This is a genomic window from Pedococcus sp. P2_E4, from assembly GCF_056403935.1.
The window spans coordinates 12,537-32,677 of record NZ_JBFUEO010000023.1 but is presented as its reverse complement, the minus strand read 5'-3'; the positions used below and the strand labels follow the sequence as shown (position 1 = coordinate 32,677).

Below are 20,141 nucleotides of genomic sequence, written 5' to 3'. Positions count from 1 at the left end.
GCCCTCGGACCCGGACCTCGCCTGGGACTGGGCGCGCTTGCTGCGCGAGCAGTCCGGGGGCGGCGACCCGACCGCCGACTGGCGTGCGCGGCTGGCCCGTAGCACCGAGCGGCAGTACGCCGCGTCGGTGCCGGCCGCCATGCCCGCGGCCTTCGTCCTGCAGTGGACCCTCGAGGTCGCCGCCACCGCCGGGGCGTATGCCGCGTTGCACCACGCGTGGGTCGTGAGCCCCGAGGGGGCGGGGCTCACGTTCACCCTGCACCCGCAGCAGCTCTACCCGGTGGCAGCCCAGTGGCGGCACCACACCGTCACGCCCGCTCTCCTGGACGACCGGGTCGAGGCCGCGCGCGCGGCATACCTCGGTCCTGCGGGGGAGCTCGCGCGGTCCTACGACCCCGGCGTCAACCTCGGCACTCGCACGCGGCTGGCCATGGTGGACGACGTCTGGGCCATGGCCGTGGCCCGCGTGAGGGGAGGGCGGCCACCGCGCCGGGAGTCCTGCTGCTTCATCTACGTGCTCCCCGGGGTGCACGAGTGCTCGGGCTGCCCGCGCCTCGCGCCGACGGGGACCGCGCCGACGGGGACCAGGCCGACGGGGACCGCGGCGACCCAGCCGTCGCCGCCCACCTAGGAGCTAGGCGAGTAGGTCGGCGACGAGGTCGCCGTCGTCGTTGAGCCGCTCGAGCACCTCGTCGAACATCAGCTGCTGCAGGACGTCCGGCTTCGCGGCGCCGGCCTCGACCTCGTCCCAGGTGCGGGGCGCCGCGACGGTCGGCGTCTCCTTGCCGCGCAGCGAGTACGGGCAGATGGTCGTCTTCGCGGCGACGTTCTGGCTCCAGTCGAGGAACACCTTGCCGGGCCGCATCGACTTGGTCATCTTCCAGACGATGAGGTCGGGGTGGGCCTTGGTGAGCTCCTGGGCCAGCTGCTGGGTGAGGTCGCGGACCTGGTCCGAGGACAGGTCGCCGGACAGCGAGGCGTACAGCTGCATCCCCTTGCTGCCACTGGTGACGGGGAAGAGGTCGAGCCCGAGGGCGCCGAGCCGGTCGCGCACCATGAGGGCCACCTGGGCGCACTCGTGCAGGCCGGCCGGTGCCCCCGGGTCGAGGTCGATGACCAGCCGGTCCGGGTTCTGGCGACCACTGTCGGAGACGCGCCACTGGGGGATGTGCAGCTCGATCGAGTTGAGGTTGACGAGGTAGGTCAGCTCGGCGAGGTCCTCGACCATCGGGTAGGTGACGTCGTCGATCTTCACGCGCGGCAACCAGGCCGGCGCACCCGACGGGAGGTTCTTCTCGAAGAAGCTCTGGTCGGCCGTGCCGTGCGGCCAGCGGACCCGCGTCAGCGGACGGTCGGCCAGGTGCGGCAGCAGCACCGGCGCCACCTGGGCGTAGTAGCTGAGCACCTCRCCCTTGGTCGTCTCGGTCGACGGGTACAGCAGCTTGTCCAGGCTCGTGAGCTTGAGCCTGCGGCCGGCCACCTCGACCCGGGTCACCTCGCCACCCTCAGGCACCATCCACCTCCTGCAGGTCGTCGGGGGTGAGGTCGGTGCGCATCCCGAGGTAGGCCGGCTGGCGCAGCCGTCCGTCGCGCGTCACCTCGAGGGCGCGCGCCTCGACGACGACCACCGGGTCGACCCAGGTCGCACCCACGGCGTCGATGCAGGGGACCTCGTCGCTGAACGGGGAGTCGGCCCGGGTGTGCGGGGCGAGGGCGGCTGCCAGCTGGATGGCCGCGCGGCCGGCGATGCCGCTGCCCATCCGTCCCGCGAAGTGCCACCCACCAAGGCCATCCGGCCGGCCCAGCAGGACCGCGCCCAGACGCCCCGAGTCGTTGGTCTTCTCGGCGCGCCAGCCGCCGACGACGGCGGAGAACGAGGCGCGGTGCGGCGACTTGAGCCAGTCGGTCGACCGGCGACCCGGTAGGTACGACGAGGCTCGCCGCTTGCTGACGACCCCTTCGAGACCCTGCTCCAGCGTTGCCTGGAACAGCTCCTGTCCGTCGTCGTAGACGGGCGGGACCTGCCAGTGCCTGCCGTGCAGCTCGAGCTGCTCCAGCAGCTCGCGGCGGGCGGCGAGCGGCTGGGCGGTGACGTCGTTGCCGAGCAGGCGCAGCACGTCGAAGACCATGAAGGTCACCGGGCGCACGGTCGCCAGCCGCTCTGCCTTGGCGCGGTCCCTGACGTGCATGCGGTCCGCGAGGGCCCCGAACGAGGGACGCCCGTCCTGGAGCGCGACCACCTCGCCGTCGAGCAGCATGTCGTCGAAGGCGTCAGCCAGGGGTGCCAGCTCGGGGAAGCTCACCGTCACGTCGTTGCCTGCTCGGGACGAGAGGGTCAACCGGCCGCCGTGGACGTCGGCCAGCACCCGCATGCCGTCCCACTTCACCTCGTGCAGCCACTCGGGGCCGGCCGGGACGGCGGGCGCGGGGCTGGCCAGCATGGGGCGCATCCCCGCATTCTGTCAGTGGCCGGCGACGACCCGCAGGGCACGCGCTGTAGCGGTGAGCAGGGCGGATGGGCGAAGATCGGTGTCATGCGAGCGATCTGGAAGGGCGCAGTGTCCTTCGGTCTGGTGAACGTGCCCATCCGGCTGTACTCCGCGACCGAGAACCACGACGTGCAGTTCCGTCAGGTGCACCGCGAGGACGGCGGCCGCATCAAGTACCAGCGGATCTGCTCGATCGACGGCGCCCAGGTGTCCTACGACGACATCGCCAAGGGTTACGAGACCGAGGACGGCGAGATGGTCGTCCTCACCGACGAGGACTTCAAGGACCTCCCGGCCAGCAGCAGCAAGGAGATCTCGGTCGCCAAGTTCGTTCCGGCCGACCAGATCGACCCGATGCTCTACGACAAGTCGTACTACCTCGAGCCGGACAAGGCGTCCACCAAGCCCTACATCCTGTTGCGCGACGCCCTCGAGAAGGAGAACCGCGTCGCGGTCGTCACCGTCTCGATCCGCACCCGCATGACCATGGCGGTGCTGCGCGTGCACGAGGGCGTGATCCTCATGCAGACGATGTTGTGGCCCGACGAGATCCGCAAGCCCGACTTCGCGACCCTTGACGACGACGCCAAGGCCACCAAGCAGGAGCTCGCGATGGCCGACCTGCTGATCGAGCAGCTCGCGGGCGACTACGACCCCAGCGAGTACGAGGACGACTACGCCGCGGCGTTGCAGTCGCTCGTCAAGGCCAAGGTCGAGGGTGGCGAGGTGCAGTTCGCCCCGGAGTCCAAGGACGACTCGGGCGAGGTGGTCGACCTGCTGGCCGCCCTCAAGAAGTCCGTCGACAAGGCCAAGGCTGCCCGCGGCGAGACGACCTCGACGACGTCGACCGCGACGAAGGCGACCACGAAGAAGGCGGCGGCCAAGAAGGCTCCGGCCAAGAAGGCCGCCAAGAAGGCCGCCAAGAAGGCGAGCTGACCGGCCGCCACCGCCTTCGCGCTGGGGCCACCGCGAGGTGTGCCCCCCCGGACGCAGGTATGCCGCGTGGCCCGGCCACGCGGCATACCTGCGTCTTGGGGGTGGGCTAGGCGTTCTCCTTGCGGAACGTCGAGGTGCCCCACCAGAGCGCGATGGCGAACAGGCCCACCGCCCAGAGACTGCCCCACAGGAGGGAGTTGCCGGCGAACTCGCCGACGAACGAGCCGCGGACCGCGTCGGTGATCCAGCGGAACGGCATGAAGTCGCTGGTCCGCTGCAGCCAGTCCGGGCCCATCGTCATCGGCAGCAGGATGCCCGACAGGAGCAGCACCGGCATCATCACGACGTTGATCACCGGGGCCATGACGTCCTCGCTCTTGGTCGTCAGGGCCAGCGCGTTGGAAGCCGCGGCGCAGGCACCCCCGACCAGCAGGGTGAGCACGACGCCGAGGACGACCCCGCGAAGCGGCGCCTCCATGCCGACCCAGTAGCCGAGGCCGACGAGGACCAGGGCCTGGACCAGCAGCTGGAGCAGGTCGCGCCAGAGCCGGCCCATCAGCAGGGCGGTGCGGTTGGCGGGGGTGACCCGCTCGGCCTCGATGACGCCGTCGCGCCACTCGGAGATCAACCCGAACCCGGCGAAGAAGGCGCCGAACATGCCGAGCTGGATGAGCATGCCCGGCACGAAGAAGGTCCAGGTGTTCTCGTAGCCGAGCTGCTGGGCCATCGGCTTGAGGAGCGGCCCGAAGAGGAACAGGTAGAGGATCGGCTGCATGAGGCCGATGAGCACCCAGGCGGGGTTGCGCAGGTTCATCCGCAGCTGACGGCGGAAGACGATGAAGGACTCGCGCAGGAACTGCATGTCACTTCTCCTTCGAGGTCGGGTCGGCCGGGGCGGCGGCGTCCGCATCGCGCAGCGACCGCCCGGTGAGGGTGAGGAAGACGTCGTCGAGCGTCGGGCGGATGACCTCGATCGACTCGAGGTCGATGTCGGCGCCACGCAGGTCGGCCAGCAGCCCCGGGACGGCCTTGCCCGCCCGCTGGACCCGCGCCCGGACGTGGTTGCCGTCGATCTCGACGGCGTCGCGGCCCTCGCGACCGGTCTCGGCGATGGCGTCGAGCCGCGTGGCGGCCTCGGTCACCAGGTCGGGGTCGGCCACCTCGAGGTCCACGAGGTCGCCCGACACCTGCGCCTTGAGGTTGTCGCTGGTGTCGGAGGCGATGATCCTGCCGTGGTCGATGATGATGATCCGGTCGCTGAGCGCGTCGGCCTCGTCGAGGTAGTGCGTGGTGAGGAAGACCGTCGCCCCGCGCCGCTTGCGCAGGTCGCCGATGTGCGTCCAGAGGTTGGCCCGGGCCTGGGGGTCGAGCCCGGTCGTGGGCTCGTCGAGGAACACCAGGGTCGGCTCGTGGATGAGGCCCATCACGATGTCGAGGCGACGCCGCTGGCCACCCGACATCGTCTTGGGCTGACGGGTCCACAGGCCGTCGAGGTCGAGCTGGCTGAACAGTTCGTGGCCGCGCGCCCGGGCGTCGGCCGCCTTCATGCCGTAGAGCATGCCGTGGTCGACGACCTCGTCGCCGGCCCGGGCGAACTGCCCCGTCGACCCGCTCTGCGAGACGTAGCCGATGCGACGCCGGACCTGCTCGGAGTCCTTGACGACGTCGTAGCCCGCCACCGTGGCCGTCCCCTCGGTCGGGCGCAGCAGGGTGGTGAGCATCCGCAGCGTGGTCGTCTTGCCGGCGCCGTTCGGCCCCAGGAAGCCAACGACCTCGCCCTCGGCCACGTCGAGGTCGACACCGTCGACCGCGCGCACCTGCGTCTTCTTCTTGCCCTCGCGTGTCTGGAACGTCTGCACCAGACCCCGTGCGTGGATCATCCCCAGCTCCTTGTGCTCATGTGTCCGTACCCCAGGTTCGTCACGTGTTCAACCTTGAACATCGCTCAGTGTTCAACATTGAACACAGGCGCGTCAAATGCCCAGCTCAGCAGCATCCGAGAGGGTAGACCCGCGCGCCGACAGGAACTCATCGCCGGCGCGGCCCGCTCCGGTGCCACGGCCAGTGACGAGACTCAGCGGCGCCGGGAGATGAGCTCGAGGTAGCGGGTGCGGTCGCTGGCCATCTGCCACCCCGGGTCGTCGGCGGGCGCCTGCCAGCTCACGGGCTCACCCTTGAGCTCGAGCTCGCCCCGGTCGACTCGTCCGAGCAGGTCCACGAGCCACTCGCGCTCGGTCTGCCCGAGCCCCATCCAGAGGTCGGCCAGCGCCCGGACGTGCGGGGGGACGGCCTCGACCGGGGGGTTCTGGGCCAGCTGGTCGCGCGCCTTGGCGTCCATGGCCGCGAGCCTGGCCTGCAGTGCGTCCCGGACGGCGCCCCGGCCGACGAGGGGCATGAGCGCCATGGCCGTGTGGAAGGGCAGGGGCGAGAGCACGTCGACGGTCTCGACCGCTGCCCTCCAGAGCCGGTCGAACTCCCGCCGACCCTGCGTCGTGCTGGTGTAGACCGCCACCTCGCGGGTGCCGTCGACCAGGTCGTGTCGGTCGAGGTTGCCCTGCCGGGCCAGGGTCGCCAGTCCGGAGTAGATCGAGCCGGGGTTGACGTGGGCCCAGTCCTCGACCTGCCAGGACAGCAGCTCGCGGCGCAGCTGGTAGCCGTTGACCGGCTCGAAGAGCATGACCGTGCCGAGGAGCAGGAGTCGCGTCTCGGTGGCCGCCATGTGACGCAGTGTAGGAGCAGGTCATGATGGGGCCATGCCCGAAGGCCACACCCTGTTCGCGCTGGCCCGCGACCTCGACTCGGCCTTCCGGGGCACCCGCCCGGTGGCGAGCAGCCCCCAGGGGAAGTTCGCCGCGGGGGCGGCGCTGTTGTCGGGTCGGACCTTCGTCCACGCGACGTCGTGGGGCAAGCACCTGTTCGCCGAGTTCGAGGACGATGCCTGGTTGCACGTGCACCTCGGGCTGATCGGCACCTTCACGATCGACGAGCGGTCGTATGCCGGGGAGGTCCCGGTGGTGGGGCAGGTGCGCCTCCGGCTCGCCACCGACGAACACGTGGCGGACCTGCGCGGGCCCAACCTGTGTGCCGTGATCACGCCCGACCAGGTCGAGGCCGTGACCTCCCGCCTCGGGCCGGATCCCCTACGGCCAGAACCAGATCCGGAGCTGGCCTGGCGCAAGATCTCGCGCAGCGGCAAGTCGGTCGCCGAGCTGCTGATGGACCAGTCCGTCCTCGCGGGCGTGGGCAACGTCTATCGCAGCGAGGTGCTGTTCCGGCAGCGCATCGACCCGTTCCGGCCCGGCCGCGAGCTCCGGCGCTCGTCGTGGGACGCGATCTGGCTCGACCTGGTCGGCCTGCTGCCGCTGGGGGTGGCGACCGGCAAGATCGTCACGGTCGCGGAGCAGGTCGAGCAGATCCGGGCCGAGGTCGAGGCCGGCGAGGTGGACCGCCTGACCGAACGGCTGTCCTACGTCTACAAGCGCCAGGGCGAGCCGTGCCGCGTCTGCGGGTCGAAGGTCCGCACCCGGGTCGTGGGTGGCCGCAACCTGTTCTGGTGCGGCCGCTGCCAGCGCCGCCGCTGACCCACTCGCCGCGGGGGCGCCTCTGGTGAAGACAGCACCTAACCGGTTAACATCAACCAAACGGTTAGTGCGTCGAAGGAGTCGTCAAGCGTGGTCGATGGTCCGTACTGGGTGGAGGTTCGCGGACTCGTGCTGCCGCGGCCGGTCGGCGGCGACCCCGCCCTGGACTTCGTCAACACCTATGCGGGGTGGGGGGAAGCGGCAGGCGGCGAGTACCTCAAGACCTACGACCACCTGGCTGTCTTCACCGAGCAGGCCGGCCTCCTGGACGCCCCTGCCGTGGCCGCGTTGCGGCGACGCGCCGCCACCCGACCGCGGGACGCCGAGCAGATCGTGGTGCAGGCCCGCACCCTGCGGGCCAGGCTGCGCGCGGTCCTGCTGGACCCCTACGACCGGCGGGCGATGGACGCCTTCGCGCGACTGCTGCAGCCGGCGCTGACCCAGCTGCACCTCGTGCCAGGCGCCCGGCCGCACTGGGACGTCGGGGGCGGACTCGACCGACCCCTGTCGGCCGTCGCCTGGGCGGCAGCCCACGCCGTGACCACCGAGGACCTCTCCGCCGTCCGCGCCTGCCCCGGCCACGAGTGCGGATGGCTCTTCCTCGATCCGCGCGGTCGGCGGCGCTGGTGCAGCATGCGGTCCTGCGGCAACCGCGCCAAGGTCGCCGCCCACGCCGAGCGACACCGGGCAGCGCTGCCCGCCTAGGGCACGTCACCGCGCCCGGCCCACGCCAGTGCGCCTGGCCCACGACCCCTCGTGGGCCAGGCGCACGGGCATGGGCTGGGTGACGTGACCCGGACCCGCTGGTGGCACCCGCGTCAGCGGGGGCCGGTGCTCCACCGGCCGGCGAGCCACAGCCCGAGCAGCAGCAGGAGCGCCGCCAGCCCGGCGAAGCCGGCACTGATCTCGACGTCCCGCTCCTGCAGGTCGACGTGCTTGGGCAGGTCGTCGAGGACGCCCTGGAGCTGGTCGGCGTCGCTGGCCTTGAAGTACTCGCCACCCGTGGTCCGCGCGACGGTCTGCAGCGCCTCCTCGTCCACGACCAGGAAGTTGCGCCCGCCCGGGCCGAGGCCTCCGCGGAAGCCACCGGGTGGTCCGTCGAACAGGCCACCTCCCAGCTGGGCGCGCGTGCAGACCATCTGCGTGGGCTCGGTGGTGCCGAAGCCGATTGGGAAGACCCTGACCCCGCGGGCCGCAGCCTGCTTGGCGGCCTCCTCGGGGGTGATGCCACGGGTGTTGGCGCCGTCCGTCAGCAGCACGATGATCTCGGGGGCGACCGTGGCCGGGCTCGTCCCCGGGTCGGCGCCGGTCGGCCCCGGGCTCGGCTGGCCGGGCGTGACCTCGCCGGGGTTGGTGTCGCCGGAGTCCGGGTTGAAAGCGCCACCGTCGGCAGGGGCGACATCCGGGTTGATCTCGGCGATGGCGTCGATGGACTTGAGGATGGCGGCGCCGATGGTCGTGCCCCGGCCGGTGGTGAGCGTCTCCACGGCCTGGTTCAGCTCGTCGTGATCGGTCGTGGGCGCCACCGCGACCTGGGCGAAGCCCGAGAACACGACGAGCCCGATGCGGGTGCGCTCGTCCTGCTTCTCGATGAACCGCGCCACCGCTTCCTGCGCTGCCGCAAGGCGGTTCGGCTCGACGTCGGTGGCACACATGGAGCCGGACACGTCGACGGCGAGGATGACCGCCGAGCTGGACGTGGGCACCTGCGCCCGGACCTGCGGGCGCGCGGCGGCCAGGCCGAGCAGGACGAGGCTGGCCAGCACCAGGCCGATCGGGACGTGCCGCTTCCAGCGGCGCTGCCGGGGCAGCGCCGCGCGGATCAGGGCGACGTTGGAGAACCGCACGGCGTCGCGGCGGCGTCGCCGCAGCTGCCAGAGGTATGCCGCCACGAGGAGGGGCACGGCCAGCAGACCGAGCAGCGCGTAGGGCAGGGAGAACGTCACGTCAGATCACCCGTCCGGACCGCAGGACCGAGATCCCCGCGCCGCCCAGCAGGAGCAGCGCCGCTGCGGCGGCGAACCACGACGTCACCTCGCGCTGCTCGGTGCGGGCAGTCCAGGCCAGGTCGATGGAGTCGTAGACCTTGCCGAGCGCGGCGGCGTCGCCCGCGGCGTGGTAGCTGCCGTCGGTGGTGTCGGCGATCTGCGTCAGGGTCTGCTCGTCGAGGCGCGTGGAGATCTGGAAGCCGTCCACGTCGAGGACTGCGCCTTGCGGGCTGCCGAGACCGATCGTGTGGATGCGCACCCCGGCCGTCGACGCCAGCTCCGCCAGGACCTGGGGGTCGGGGTCGGTGGTGTTCTCGCCGTCCGACAGCAGGACGACCGCCGCCGACCCGTAGTAGCCGATGTCGGCGTCGTCGAGGCCTCCCTCGGCGGTGTCCTCGTCGACGGTGATGGTGCGACCGGCGATGGCGCTGAGCGAGGCGGCGATGCCGCGGCCGAGGGCGGTGCCTCCCTCGGGCCGCAGCCGGTCGATCGCGGCGCGCACCGCCGTGCGGTCGTCGGTCGGTCGCTGGGTGATCACCGCCGAGTCCCCGAAGGCCACGATCCCGAGCCGGATGCTGGCCGGCTGCTTCGCGGCGAAGTCCCTGGCAGCTGCCTTGGCCGCCTCGAGCCGCGTGGGGCTCACGTCCTTGGCGGCCATGCTGTTGGACACGTCGAAGGCGAGGACGATGGTGCCCTCCCGGTGCGGCTCGGCGACGGTCGCGCTCGGCCGGGCGAGTGACAGCAGCAGCAGGGTCAGGGCCCCGAGCAGCAGCAGGGGACCAACGTGGCGCAGCCGGTCGGGGCGACCCGCGCCGGGCGCCACGATGCCCGTCGCGGCCAGCCGCTCACGCCGCTCCTGCGCCCGCCGCAGCTGGCGCCGGTAGGCGACGACGAGCAGCGGCACCGTCAGGAGGCACCACAGGACCCAGGGCCACTCGAAGCTCATCGCCGTCTCCGCTTGCGCAGGTCGGAGATCCTCGCCAGGGCGCGGACGAGGTCGTCGTCCGTCGCGACGACGTGGATCTCGGTCCCAGCCCGTCGGGCAGCGGCGACCAGCTCGTCCTGACGCTGTGCAGCGAGGTCGTGCAGGCTCTGTCGGAACACGGGGTCGTCGGTGTCGACGAAGATCTGCTCGCCGGTCTCGGGGTCCTCGACGTAGACCATGCCCACCGCCGGCAGCTCGGACTCGCGCGGGTCGACGACCTGGATGGCCACCACGTCGTGGCGTCGGGCGAGCAGTGCCAGCGGGCGTTCCCACCCGGGCTGGGTGATGAAGTCCGACACGATGACCAGCACGGACCGCCGTCGGGCCAGGCCCAGTGCGGCGCGCAGGAGCGCCCCCAGGTCGGTGGTGGCCCGGTCGCGGTCGGTGCTGCCGGACGTGCGGGACGCCCTGCCGGACGTGCGGGACGCCCTGCCGGACGTGCGGGACGCCTTGCCACCGGTCTCCCAGCCAGCGGTGTCGGACGCCGGCTGCAGCAGCGCCTGGCTGATCCGCAGCACCTGGTTGCGGCCCTGCCCGGGCGGGATCGTCGAGATCGTGCCGTCGTACATCGCCGCGCCGACCCGGTTGCCGCCGCGGACGAGGATGTGCGCGATGGTCGTCGCGATCTCGGCCAGCACCAACGACTTCTGGCGGTCGACGGGCCCGAAGGCCATGGACGCCGAGCGGTCGAGCAGGAGCCAGGCAGTCACCTCGCGGTCCTCGACGTACTCCCGGACGAAGGGCGTGTCCATCCGCGCCGTGACGTTCCAGTCGATGTGCCGCAGGTCGTCGCCCGGCTCGTACTCGCGCAGGTCGGTGAAGTCGACGCCGCTCCCGCGAAACATCGTGCGGTAGTCGCCCTGCAGCCGGCCGTCGAGCCGGCGCACGACGCGCCACTCGAGCCGGCGCAGGAGCCGTTCGGCGTTCAGCGGTGCTGGCCGGTCCACTGGACCTCCGGGGTGGGGCCGGGCTGCTGGCGACGGTCGCGCATGGGCTCCTCGGGCATGGTCACCGCGGCGAGGATCGGGGCGAGCAGGTCGTCGGCCGTGACGCTCTCGGCGAGCGCCTCGTACGACAGGACCAGCCGGTGCCGCATCACGTCGAGCGCGAGGTCGCGCAGGTCCTGCGGGCGGGCGAAGTCCCGCCCCCGCAGGAAGGCGAGGGCCTTGCCCGCGAGCACCAGGTTGATCGAGGCGCGAGGGCTCGCCCCGAACGACAGGTAACGGGCGAGGTCCGGCAGGCCCACGGTGTCCGGTGCCCGGGTCGCCGTGGTGAGCCGGACGGCATACTCGATCACCGCAGGGTCGACGTAGACGGCGTCGGCCCTCTTCTGGAACTCGACCAGCTGGCCCGGCTCCAGCACCTTCTGCGCCGCCTCGAAGGTCGTGGTCATGCGCTCGACGACGACGAACTCCTCCGAGGCAGAGGGGTACCCGACCATCGTCTTGAGCATGAAGCGGTCGACCTGCGCCTCGGGCAGGGCGTACGTGCCCTCGGACTCGATGGGGTTCTGGGTGGCCATCACGAGGAAGGGGTCGGGGGCCGTGAAGGTCTCGCGGCCGATGGTGACCTGGCGCTCCTGCATGACCTCGAGCAGGGCGCTCTGCACCTTGGCCGGGGCGCGGTTGACCTCGTCGGCGAGGACGAGGTTGGCGAACACGGGCCCGAGCGAGACCTGGAACTCACCGGCCTTCTGGTTGTAGATACGGGTGCCGATGACATCCGCGGGCACGAGGTCCGGCGTGAACTGGATGCGCTGGAACTCGCCACCGATGGCCTTGGCCAGCGTCTTGATGGCCATCGTCTTGGCCAGGCCGGGCACCCCCTCGACGAGGAGGTGGCCTCGGGCGAGCAGCGCGACGAGCATCCGCTCGAGCAGCTCGTCCTGCCCGACGATCGTCTTCTTCACCTCGTACAGCGCCTGCTCCAGCGGGTGCTGCCGGCCGAGCTCGGGTCGGTGGGGGTCCATGGGCTCTCCTGTGGGCGGGGGCTGGATGGGCTGTGCTGGGTGGCCTGGCTATTGGGCGGGTCCGCCGGCGACTCCGCCGGCCGTGGCGATCGGCACGGCGAAGCCGATGCCGACGAAGAAGTTCTGCTCCGACGGGTTCGCCAGCCCGGTCACGATGCCGACGACCTGGCCGGCCTTGTTGAGCAGCGGCCCCCCGGAGTTGCCGGGGTTGACCGCTGCGTCGAACTGGATGAGGCCCTCGAGGGTGCGGTTCGAGGCGACCTGGATGTTGCGGTCGAGGGCTGACACGACGCCGGCGGACAGCGAGCCCCGCAGCCCGAGCGGGTGGCCGAGGGCGAACACCGGGTCGCCGACCTGCGGGCCGCCCCCCATGACCGCGGGGACGACCACCTGGGGCAGCTCGTCGACGGAGAGCACCGCGATGTCCGTGGCCTCGTCCTTCTCGGCGACCCGGGCGGGCGAGCGGGTGCCGTCGCTGAACGTGACCTCGACGGACCGGGCGCCGTCGACGACGTGCAGTGCCGTGAGGACGGAGCCGTCGGCGTTGATGACCACGCCCGCGCCCGTACCCGTGCCCGTCGCGGTCGAGGTCGCGACCCGGACGAGGGAGGGCTGGACGACCTGGTAGGCGACGGTGGCATCCGCCGGCGCCTTCGCGGCGTCCTCCTGGGCCTTCTCGAGGCCCTGGCTGACGGCCTTGTCGACGTCGGCGGTCGTGAGGGGTGGTGTGGCCGGGCCGCGCGTCAGGGCGAAGACGGCGACGGCCACGAGGGCGATCGCCACGAGGGCGGTCAGGAGGATCCTGCGGGACGGCTGCCGGCGCGGGGCGCGCGGCGGTTCGTCGGCCACTGCCCCGGGGGGTGGTGCGACGACCTGCGGTGCGCCCAGCCGGTCCACCTTTGCGAGCGTACGTCCGATCAGGGTGGGGCGACACGGCTGCAGCGGATTCACGGGAAGTTCTCAGGTTCGGGCGTGCGCGCGGCAGGTTCGGCCCGCGCACCTCCGGCGTGGGTATGCCGCGTGGCCGGCCACGCGGCATACCCCACCTCGTCGCCCGGTGCGAGGATCGCGGGCATGGACACCGTCGTCTCCACCACCTCGGAACTGCGCGAGCTCCAGCTGGACCGGCTGCGCTGGAGCCTGCGCCACGCATGCGACAACGTGCCGCACTACCGCGCGGCCTTCGACGATGCCGGGGTGTCGCCGGACGACCTGCGCGAGCTGGGCGACCTGGCGCGCTTCCCCTTCACCGGCAAGGCCGACCTGCGGGCCAACTACCCGTTCGGGATGTTCGCCGTTCCACGTGACCAGGTCGTGCGGGTGCACGCCTCGAGCGGCACGACGGGGAAGCCGACGGTGGTCGGCTACACCCGCGACGACATCGACACGTGGGCCGAGGTCATGGCGCGCTCGATCGAGGCGGCAGGTGGACGACCGGGCGACCTGCTGCACGTCATCTACGGCTACGGGTTGTTCACCGGGAGACTGGGCGCGCACTACGGCGCGGAGCGGCTCGGCTGCACCGTCGTGCCGGTCAGCGGCGGCATGACCGAGCGGCAGGTCCAGCTCATCGTCGACTTCCAGCCGCGGATCGTCATGGTGACGCCGTCGTACTTCCTCGCCATCCTCGACGAGATGGAGGCCCAGGGCGTCGACCCCAAGGACACCTCCCTCGAGATCGGGATCTTCGGCGCCGAGCCGTGGACGGAGCAGATGCGCCAGGAGGTGCAGGAGCGCAGCAACATCCGGGCCGTCGACATCTACGGGCTCTCGGAGGTCATGGGTCCCGGGGTCTCGCAGGAGTCGGGGCAGACCCAGGACGGCCTGCACATCTGGGAGGACCACTTCTATCCCGAGGTCATCGACCCGGTCACCGGCGAGGTCCTGCCCGACGGTGAGGAGGGCGAGCTGGTGTTCACGTCGCTGACGAAGCAGGCGATGCCCGTGGTGCGCTACCGCACGAGGGACCTCACGAGGCTGCTGCCCGGCACGGCGTACCCGCAGTTCCGCCGGATGGCCAAGATCACCGGGCGGACCGACGACATGATGATCGTGCGCGGGGTGAACGTCTTCCCGTCACAGATCGAGGAGCACCTGCTGGCGGTCAATGGGCTGGCCCCGCACTACCTGTGCGTCCTGACCCGCCCCGGACGGATGGACGAGCTGACCGTGCAGGTCGAGGCGGCCCACGCCGCGAGCAGCGGGTCGGCGCGGACCGCGATGGCTCGCGAGCTGCAGCGGCGGGTCAAGGACCACGTGGGCGTGACGGTGCAGGTCGAGGTGCTCGACCCGCACGCCCTCGAGCGCTCGCTGGGCAAGGCCAGGCGGATCAGCGACCGGAGACCGAAGGAGGCGTAGCCCTGCTGTTTCGCCCTGAGCGGACGGCTCTGGTGCATGCGCTGTAATCATGTAATCGTCGTTGCATGACACAGCGCACCACTGCCGAGGCCTGGCTGGCCGGCCGCCTCCCGCAGGACTGGTTCACCGGCCCCGTCGAGATCTCCCGTGACCGCGACGAGCTCATCATCCGCGGCGACCTCGCCGCCCCCGACCTGCCCGACGACGCCGACGCCACCGAGCGCGGCCTGGCCGCCAAGGGCAGGGCCACGACCTTCCGCGAGGAGACCCGCGAGCGCCGCATCGAGATCGCCCGCGAGCTCGAGCACCTGAGCGGCAAGAAGGTCTCGTGGGCCGTCCGGGTCGGTGACGAGGAGACCCTCTTCACGCACCTCGCGGCTCCCGTGATGACCCGGCTGCGCCAGCCCGAGCGCCAGGTCCTCGACACCCTCGTCGAGGCCGGGGTCGCGCGCTCGCGCGCCGACGCCCTCGCCTGGTGCGTCAAGCTCGTCGGCGAACGTTCCGACAGCTGGCTCGCCGAGCTGCGCGAGGCGATGGCCCAGGTCGACGAGGTGCGCAAGAAGGGCCCCGGGGCCTGAGGCCGGGTATGCCGGGTGGTCGCCACCCGGCATACCCGCCGTCCCGTCCGGCCCGTCCCGTCCGGCCCGTCCCGTCCGGCCCTGTCCGGCCGGCTCGCGTCCGCTCACGGCGAACATGAGCCGACTCGGCTCAGGGCGGGGAACAGGCCGTGGGGACCCCGCGTTGTGCGGCATGAGTACCTGACGTGGCGAGGCGGGGCGGTCTGGCCGCAGGGACGGTTCGTCCCGATCTCGTATCGGAAGCCAGAAGGCGTGCGCCACGGTCAGGTAACACGGATAGCATCGAGGTGATCTCGATAGGCAGGAGCAGAAGAGATGTTTGAGCGGTTTACCGACCGGGCCCGTCGGGTCGTGGTGCTCGCGCAGGAAGAAGCGCGCATGCTCAACCACAACTACATCGGCACGGAGCACATCCTGCTCGGCCTCATCCACGAGGGTGAAGGCGTCGCCTCCAAGGCTCTCGAGAGCCTCGGCATCTCGCTGGAGTCGGTCCGCGAGCAGGTCCAGGAGATCATCGGCCAGGGTCAGCAGGCCCCCAGCGGCCACATCCCCTTCACGCCGCGTGCGAAGAAGGTCCTCGAGCTGAGCCTGCGCGAGGCGCTCCAGCTCGGCCACAACTACATCGGCACCGAGCACATCCTGCTCGGCCTCATCCGCGAGGGCGAGGGCGTCGCAGCCCAGGTCCTCGTCAAGCTGGGCGCCGACCTCAACCGCGTGCGGCAGCAGGTCATCCAGCTCATCTCCGGCTACCAGGGCAAGGAGGGCGGCTCGGGCGCCGGCGTCGGCGCCGGGGTCCAGCAGGAGGGCACCCCCGCGGGGTCGCTCGTCCTCGACCAGTTCGGTCGCAACCTCACCCAGGCCGCCCGCGAGGGCAAGCTCGACCCGGTCATCGGGCGCGAGAAGGAGATCGAGCGGGTCATGCAGGTGCTGTCCCGCCGCACCAAGAACAACCCCGTCCTTATCGGCGAGCCCGGCGTCGGCAAGACCGCCGTCGTCGAGGGCCTGGCCCAGGACATCGTCAAGGGCGAGGTGCCCGAGACCCTCAAGGATAAGCAGCTCTACACCCTCGACCTCGGCGCGCTCGTGGCCGGCAGCCGCTACCGCGGTGACTTCGAGGAGCGGCTCAAGAAGGTCCTCAAGGAGATCCGCACCCGCGGCGACATCATCCTGTTCATCGACGAGATCCACACCCTCGTGGGTGCGGGTGCCGCCGAGGGCGCGATCGACGCCGCCAGCATCCTCAAGCCGATGCTGGCCCGCGGTGAGCTCCAGACGATCGGCGCCACCACGCTCGACGAGTACCGCAAGCACATCGAGAAGGACTCGGCGCTCGAGCGTCGCTTCCAGCCGATCCAGGTCGCCGAGCCGACGCTCAGCCACGCGATCGAGATCCTCAAGGGCCTGCGCGACCGCTACGAGGCGCACCACCGGGTGTCCATCACCGACGGCGCCCTCGTCTCCGCGGCCAACCTCGCCGACCGCTACATCAACGACCGCTTCCTCCCCGACAAGGCGATCGACCTCATCGACGAGGCAGGCGCGCGGTTGCGCATCCGTCGCATGACCGCCCCGCCGGACCTGCGTGAGTTCGACGAGAAGATCGCCGCGGTGCGCCTCGAGAAGGAGTCGGCCATCGACGGCCAGGACTTCGAGAAGGCCGCCAGCCTGCGCGACGACGAGAAGAAGCTGCTCACCGCCAAGGCCGAGCGCGAGGCGCAGTGGAAGTCCGGCGACATGGACGTCGTGGCCGAGGTCGATGAGGAGCTCATCGCCGAGGTCCTGGCCGCCAGCACGGGCATCCCGGTCTTCAAGCTCACCGAGGAGGAGTCCAGCCGACTGCTCCACATGGAGGACGAGCTGCACAAGCGCGTGGTCGGCATGGACGACGCCATCAAGGCGATGTCCCAGGCGATCCGGCGCACCCGTGCCGGGCTCAAGGACCCGCGCCGTCCCGGTGGCTCGTTCATCTTCGCCGGCCCCACCGGTGTCGGTAAGACCGAGCTCGCCAAGACGCTTGCCGAGTTCCTCTTCGGTGACGAGGACAGCCTCATCCAGCTCGACATGTCGGAGTTCTCCGAGAAGCACACCGTCTCGCGGCTGTTCGGCTCGCCTCCCGGCTACGTCGGCTACGAGGAGGGCGGCCAGCTCACCGAGAAGGTCCGCCGCAAGCCGTTCTCGGTCGTGCTCTTCGACGAGGTCGAGAAGGCCCACCCCGACATCTTCAACACGCTGTTGCAGGTGCTCGAGGACGGCCGGCTCACGGACTCGCAGGGTCGGATGGTCGACTTCAAGAACACCGTCATCATCATGACGACCAACCTCGGCACCCGTGACATCACCAAGGGCTCGCTCGGCTTCTCGGCCGGTGCCGACACCCGCAGTGACTACGAGCGCATGAAGAACAAGGTGACGGACGAGCTCAAGCAGCACTTCCGTCCCGAGTTCCTCAACCGCGTCGACGACATCATCGTCTTCCCCCAGCTCACGCAGGAGGAGATCGTCGCGATCGTCGACCTCGAGATCGCCAAGCTCGACAAGCGGCTCAAGGACAAGGACATGGGCATCGAGCTCACCCTCGAGGCCAAGAACGTCCTGGCCAAGAAGGGCTACGACCCCGTGCTCGGTGCGCGCCCGCTGCGTCGCACCATCCAGCGCGAGATCGAGGACGTCCTGTCCGAGAAGATCCTCTACGGCGAGCTCAAGGCCGGCGAGCTGGTGCTCGTCAACGCCGAGGGCGAGGGCAAGGCCGCGACGTTCACCTTCGTCGGCACGCCCCACCCGGGCAGCATCGAGCTGCCCGTCGTCGAGACCGTCGGGGACGCAGCCGACGCCGGCTGACAGCTGATCCGGTATGCCGCGTGGTCACCACGCGGCACACCCACTGCAACGGCCCGGAACCACCACGGTTCCGGGCCGTTGCGCGTGCGGGTGCGCTGCGCAGTGGTCGCCGGGCGCTCTGCGGGCGTCGCGGCGGGGCKGGTCAGGCCAGCCGGTCCTGCATCTCGCGCATCTGACCGATCTGGACCGACTGCGTCACGTGGATCTCGTCGCCCAGCTGGGTGACGACCTCGTCGACGCCGTCGCGGTGCTGGTCGAGCACCATCCGCAGGGCGCCTGCGTGGTGGGCGACCATCAGCTTCAGCCACAGCTGGTCCGCGGCGGTGCCACGTGCCCTCGACAGCTCGGTGAGCTGGGCCCTGGTCGCCATGCCGGGCATGCCGGCGTGGTGGCTGTCGTTGACCCCGAACTGCGGGTTCTTCGCCTGCGGCGGGACCTCTTGCCCCTTGGCCTCCAGCCACCTGGCCATGGCGTCGATCTCCGGGCGCTGCTCTTCGGCGATGCGGGCCGACAGCGCCCTGACCTGGGTGTCGGTGAGCTGGTCCTTGACGAGACCGACCATGACGACCGCCTGGGCGTGGTGGACGATCATGTCCTGCATGAACGCCACGTCGGCGGCCTTCGGGGCCCCGGTGGCGGACGGCAGGGCCGCGCTGCCGGTCAGTGAGGTGTTGGGGGCACCGGGCTTGCCGGGCTGGATCACGGGGGCCGTCGGGGAGGTCGCCGTGGGCGCGGGGGTCGCCGAGCCGTCGCCCGAGCAGGCGCTGCAGAGCAGGGTCGCTGCCAGGACAGCGGCCAGCGTCAGCGGGGCCACGCGGGTCGCCGGGTACCAGTTCGCCATGACCACACCCTAAACGCACTTATTTACGCAATCCGGACGTAATCGCCCTTGAGATGGGGGTCAAACCTCCGTGAGGGTGGACAAATCGGCAGCGTCCGGCCGCACCGGGCGCGCTCGACAGGAGGAGAAACCCTGATGAAATGGCGTAGCAGTCTGGTCTGCACCACTGCCGTGCTGGCCCTCACCGTCCCTGCCGCGGCAGCCTTCGCCGCCGACGGCGTGGGCAAGTCCGGCACCCAGCTGGCCCCCGACGAGGTGGGCCGCAGCAAGAACGTCGAGCACCTCAAGAACATCCCGCACAGCGGCCCCCTGGCGGGCGCGACAGGTTCCGACCTCGCGTTCCAGGGAGACAAGGCGTTCGTCGGCAACTACAACGGCTTCGTCGTCTACGACGTGACCAACCCCGCCTCGCCGACGATGGTGGCCCAGGTCAACTGCCCCGGCTCGCAGAACGACATCAGCGTCTCGGGCAACCTGCTGTACCTGTCCACGGACTCGTCGCGGTCCGACGACTCGTGCACCTCGGTGGCCCAGTCGGCGACGATCAAGACCTCGTGGGAGGGCATCAAGATCTTCGACATCTCCGACGTCACGAACCCGCGGTACATCAAGTCGGTCGAGACCTCCTGCGGGTCGCACACGCACACGCTGATCCCCGGCGCCTCGAGCGACTACCTCTACGTCTCGAGCTACGCGCCCAACGAGACCTTCCCGGACTGCGCGCCGCCGCACGACTCGATCTCGATCGTCGAGGTGCCGAAGTCGGCGCCGACGACCGCCAGCGTGGTGGCCGAGCCGAACCTCTTCCCCGACGGTGGCTACACCAACACCTCCGGCTGCCACGACATCACGGCTTACCCGGCCAAGAAGATCGCGGCCGGCGCCTGCATGGGTGACGGGATCATCCTCGACATCGCCGACCCGGTGAACCCCAAGGTCATCGAGCGCGTCCGTGACACCGTGAACTTCGCGTTCTGGCACTCGGCCACGTTCAACCAGAAGGCCACCAAGGTCGTCTTCACCGACGAGCTCGGCGGTGGCGGAGCGGCCACCTGCAACGCGCAGGTCGGCCCGACCCGCGGCGCCAACGGCATCTACGACCTGAGCGCTGACAAGAAGCTCACGTTCCGGTCGTACTACAAGATCCCGCGGCACCAGAACAGCTCCGAGAACTGTGTCGCCCACAACGGGTCGCTCATCCCCGTCCAGGGCCGCGACGTCATGGTGCAGTCCTGGTACATGGGTGGCACGTCCTTCTGGGACTTCACCGACTCCGACAACCCCCGCGAGATCGGCTACTTCGAGCGTGGTCCCAACGGTGGCGTCGGGGGTGGCGGTGGCGGCACGTGGTCGTCGTACTACTACAAGGGCCACGTCTACTCCTCGGACCTCGGCAAGGGCTTCGACGTCCTGAAGATCACCGACCCGAGCCTCAGGAAGGCCGCGACCGTGCCGATGGACACCCTCAACGTCCAGTCGCAGCCGGCCTACACCCTGAAGTGACGCCCCGCTCGCGCTGAGCGGGCGGCATACCTGCAGGTCGACGTGCGTGGCGCGGTCCGGAACCCTGTTCCGGGC

General features: G+C 70.7%; 20 protein-coding genes. 8 read left to right on the top strand and 12 right to left on the bottom strand.

What is annotated here, in order from left to right; translation table 11 throughout:
- Positions 1–37: 37 nt before the first annotated feature.
- Positions 38–631 (top strand): (2Fe-2S)-binding protein, encoded by a 594-nt coding sequence (locus AC1DV7_RS12055; protein ID WP_477597368.1) that lies wholly within the window; start codon positions 38–40, stop codon positions 629–631.
- 3 nt (positions 632–634) lie between these two features.
- Here AC1DV7_RS12055 and ligD (AC1DV7_RS12050) read toward each other — a convergent pair whose 3' ends face one another.
- Complete coding sequence (gene ligD, locus AC1DV7_RS12050) at positions 635–1,516, bottom strand: non-homologous end-joining DNA ligase (RefSeq protein WP_477597367.1); 882 nt, start codon at positions 1,514–1,516, stop codon at positions 635–637.
- Positions 1,506–2,450, bottom strand: coding sequence for a non-homologous end-joining DNA ligase (gene ligD, locus AC1DV7_RS12045; protein ID WP_477597366.1), 945 nt, complete (start codon positions 2,448–2,450; stop codon positions 1,506–1,508). The genes ligD (AC1DV7_RS12050) and ligD (AC1DV7_RS12045) overlap by 11 nt, the downstream gene beginning before the upstream one ends.
- Positions 2,451–2,534: 84 nt before the next feature.
- On the opposite strand from ligD (AC1DV7_RS12045), the gene ku reads away from it, so the two are divergent.
- Positions 2,535–3,425 (top strand): non-homologous end joining protein Ku, encoded by an 891-nt coding sequence (ku, locus tag AC1DV7_RS12040; RefSeq protein ID WP_477597365.1) that lies wholly within the window; start codon positions 2,535–2,537, stop codon positions 3,423–3,425.
- 106 nt (positions 3,426–3,531) lie between these two features.
- On the opposite strand, the gene AC1DV7_RS12035 is transcribed toward ku, so the two are convergent.
- From AC1DV7_RS12035 to AC1DV7_RS12025, 3 genes are all read right to left on the bottom strand, one after another.
- Positions 3,532–4,287, bottom strand: coding sequence for an ABC transporter permease (locus AC1DV7_RS12035; protein ID WP_477597364.1), 756 nt, complete (start codon positions 4,285–4,287; stop codon positions 3,532–3,534).
- A 1-nt stretch (position 4,288) separates the two neighbouring features.
- Positions 4,289–5,305, bottom strand: a complete 1,017-nt coding sequence (locus tag AC1DV7_RS12030) for an ATP-binding cassette domain-containing protein (protein WP_477597363.1) — start codon at positions 5,303–5,305, stop codon at positions 4,289–4,291.
- A gap of 194 nt (positions 5,306–5,499) precedes the next feature.
- Positions 5,500–6,144, bottom strand: a complete 645-nt coding sequence (locus tag AC1DV7_RS12025) for a PadR family transcriptional regulator (RefSeq protein ID WP_477597362.1) — start codon at positions 6,142–6,144, stop codon at positions 5,500–5,502.
- Positions 6,145–6,178: 34 nt separating this feature from the next.
- On the opposite strand from AC1DV7_RS12025, the gene AC1DV7_RS12020 reads away from it, so the two are divergent.
- Positions 6,179–7,006 carry an Fpg/Nei family DNA glycosylase gene (locus AC1DV7_RS12020; protein ID WP_477597361.1) on the top strand — a complete coding sequence of 276 codons (828 nt, stop codon included), beginning with the start codon at positions 6,179–6,181 and terminating at the stop codon, positions 7,004–7,006.
- A 90-nt stretch (positions 7,007–7,096) separates the two neighbouring features.
- Positions 7,097–7,711, top strand: coding sequence for a CGNR zinc finger domain-containing protein (locus AC1DV7_RS12015; protein WP_477597360.1), 615 nt, complete (start codon positions 7,097–7,099; stop codon positions 7,709–7,711).
- 113 nt (positions 7,712–7,824) lie between these two features.
- Here AC1DV7_RS12015 and AC1DV7_RS12010 read toward each other — a convergent pair whose 3' ends face one another.
- Genes AC1DV7_RS12010 through AC1DV7_RS11985 form a run of 6 tightly spaced genes read right to left on the bottom strand, consistent with a single transcriptional unit; the run spans position 7,825 to position 13,024 of the window.
- On the bottom strand, positions 7,825–8,952 hold the full coding sequence (locus tag AC1DV7_RS12010) for a VWA domain-containing protein (protein WP_477597359.1): 1,128 nt from the start codon (positions 8,950–8,952) through the stop codon (positions 7,825–7,827).
- A 1-nt stretch (position 8,953) separates the two neighbouring features.
- Positions 8,954–9,940: a VWA domain-containing protein gene (locus tag AC1DV7_RS12005; RefSeq protein WP_477597358.1), complete on the bottom strand. Its 987-nt coding sequence runs from the start codon at positions 9,938–9,940 to the stop codon at positions 8,954–8,956.
- On the bottom strand, positions 9,937–10,926 hold the full coding sequence (locus AC1DV7_RS12000; protein WP_477597357.1) for a DUF58 domain-containing protein: 990 nt from the start codon (positions 10,924–10,926) through the stop codon (positions 9,937–9,939). Before AC1DV7_RS12000 ends, AC1DV7_RS12005 begins: the two co-directional genes overlap by 4 nt.
- Positions 10,905–11,948, bottom strand: coding sequence for an AAA family ATPase (locus AC1DV7_RS11995; RefSeq protein WP_477597356.1), 1,044 nt, complete (start codon positions 11,946–11,948; stop codon positions 10,905–10,907). The genes AC1DV7_RS12000 and AC1DV7_RS11995 overlap by 22 nt, the downstream gene beginning before the upstream one ends.
- Before the next feature lie 48 nt (positions 11,949–11,996).
- On the bottom strand, positions 11,997–12,845 hold the full coding sequence (locus AC1DV7_RS11990) for a S1C family serine protease (RefSeq protein ID WP_477597355.1): 849 nt from the start codon (positions 12,843–12,845) through the stop codon (positions 11,997–11,999).
- Positions 12,846–12,895: 50 nt separating this feature from the next.
- Positions 12,896–13,024, bottom strand: coding sequence for a hypothetical protein (locus AC1DV7_RS11985; protein WP_477597354.1), 129 nt, complete (start codon positions 13,022–13,024; stop codon positions 12,896–12,898).
- Here AC1DV7_RS11985 and paaK point away from each other — a divergent pair.
- The 3 genes from paaK to AC1DV7_RS11970 all read left to right on the top strand — a co-directional run bounded on the left by paaK (position 13,023) and on the right by AC1DV7_RS11970 (position 17,722).
- Positions 13,023–14,306, top strand: a complete 1,284-nt coding sequence (paaK, locus tag AC1DV7_RS11980; protein ID WP_477597353.1) for a phenylacetate--CoA ligase PaaK — start codon at positions 13,023–13,025, stop codon at positions 14,304–14,306. The genes AC1DV7_RS11985 and paaK overlap by 2 nt on opposite strands.
- Before the next feature lie 65 nt (positions 14,307–14,371).
- On the top strand, positions 14,372–14,884 hold the full coding sequence (locus AC1DV7_RS11975) for a hypothetical protein (protein ID WP_477597352.1): 513 nt from the start codon (positions 14,372–14,374) through the stop codon (positions 14,882–14,884).
- Positions 14,885–15,199: 315 nt separating this feature from the next.
- Positions 15,200–17,722 (top strand): ATP-dependent Clp protease ATP-binding subunit, encoded by a 2,523-nt coding sequence (locus AC1DV7_RS11970; RefSeq protein WP_477597351.1) that lies wholly within the window; start codon positions 15,200–15,202, stop codon positions 17,720–17,722.
- A 142-nt stretch (positions 17,723–17,864) separates the two neighbouring features.
- On the opposite strand, the gene AC1DV7_RS11965 is transcribed toward AC1DV7_RS11970, so the two are convergent.
- Positions 17,865–18,563, bottom strand: coding sequence for a DUF305 domain-containing protein (locus tag AC1DV7_RS11965; RefSeq protein ID WP_477597350.1), 699 nt, complete (start codon positions 18,561–18,563; stop codon positions 17,865–17,867).
- Between the two features lie 135 nt (positions 18,564–18,698).
- Here AC1DV7_RS11965 and AC1DV7_RS11960 point away from each other — a divergent pair, with 135 nt between their 5' ends.
- Positions 18,699–20,066: an LVIVD repeat-containing protein gene (locus tag AC1DV7_RS11960; RefSeq protein ID WP_477597349.1), complete on the top strand. Its 1,368-nt coding sequence runs from the start codon at positions 18,699–18,701 to the stop codon at positions 20,064–20,066.
- Positions 20,067–20,141: the final 75 nt, after the last annotated feature.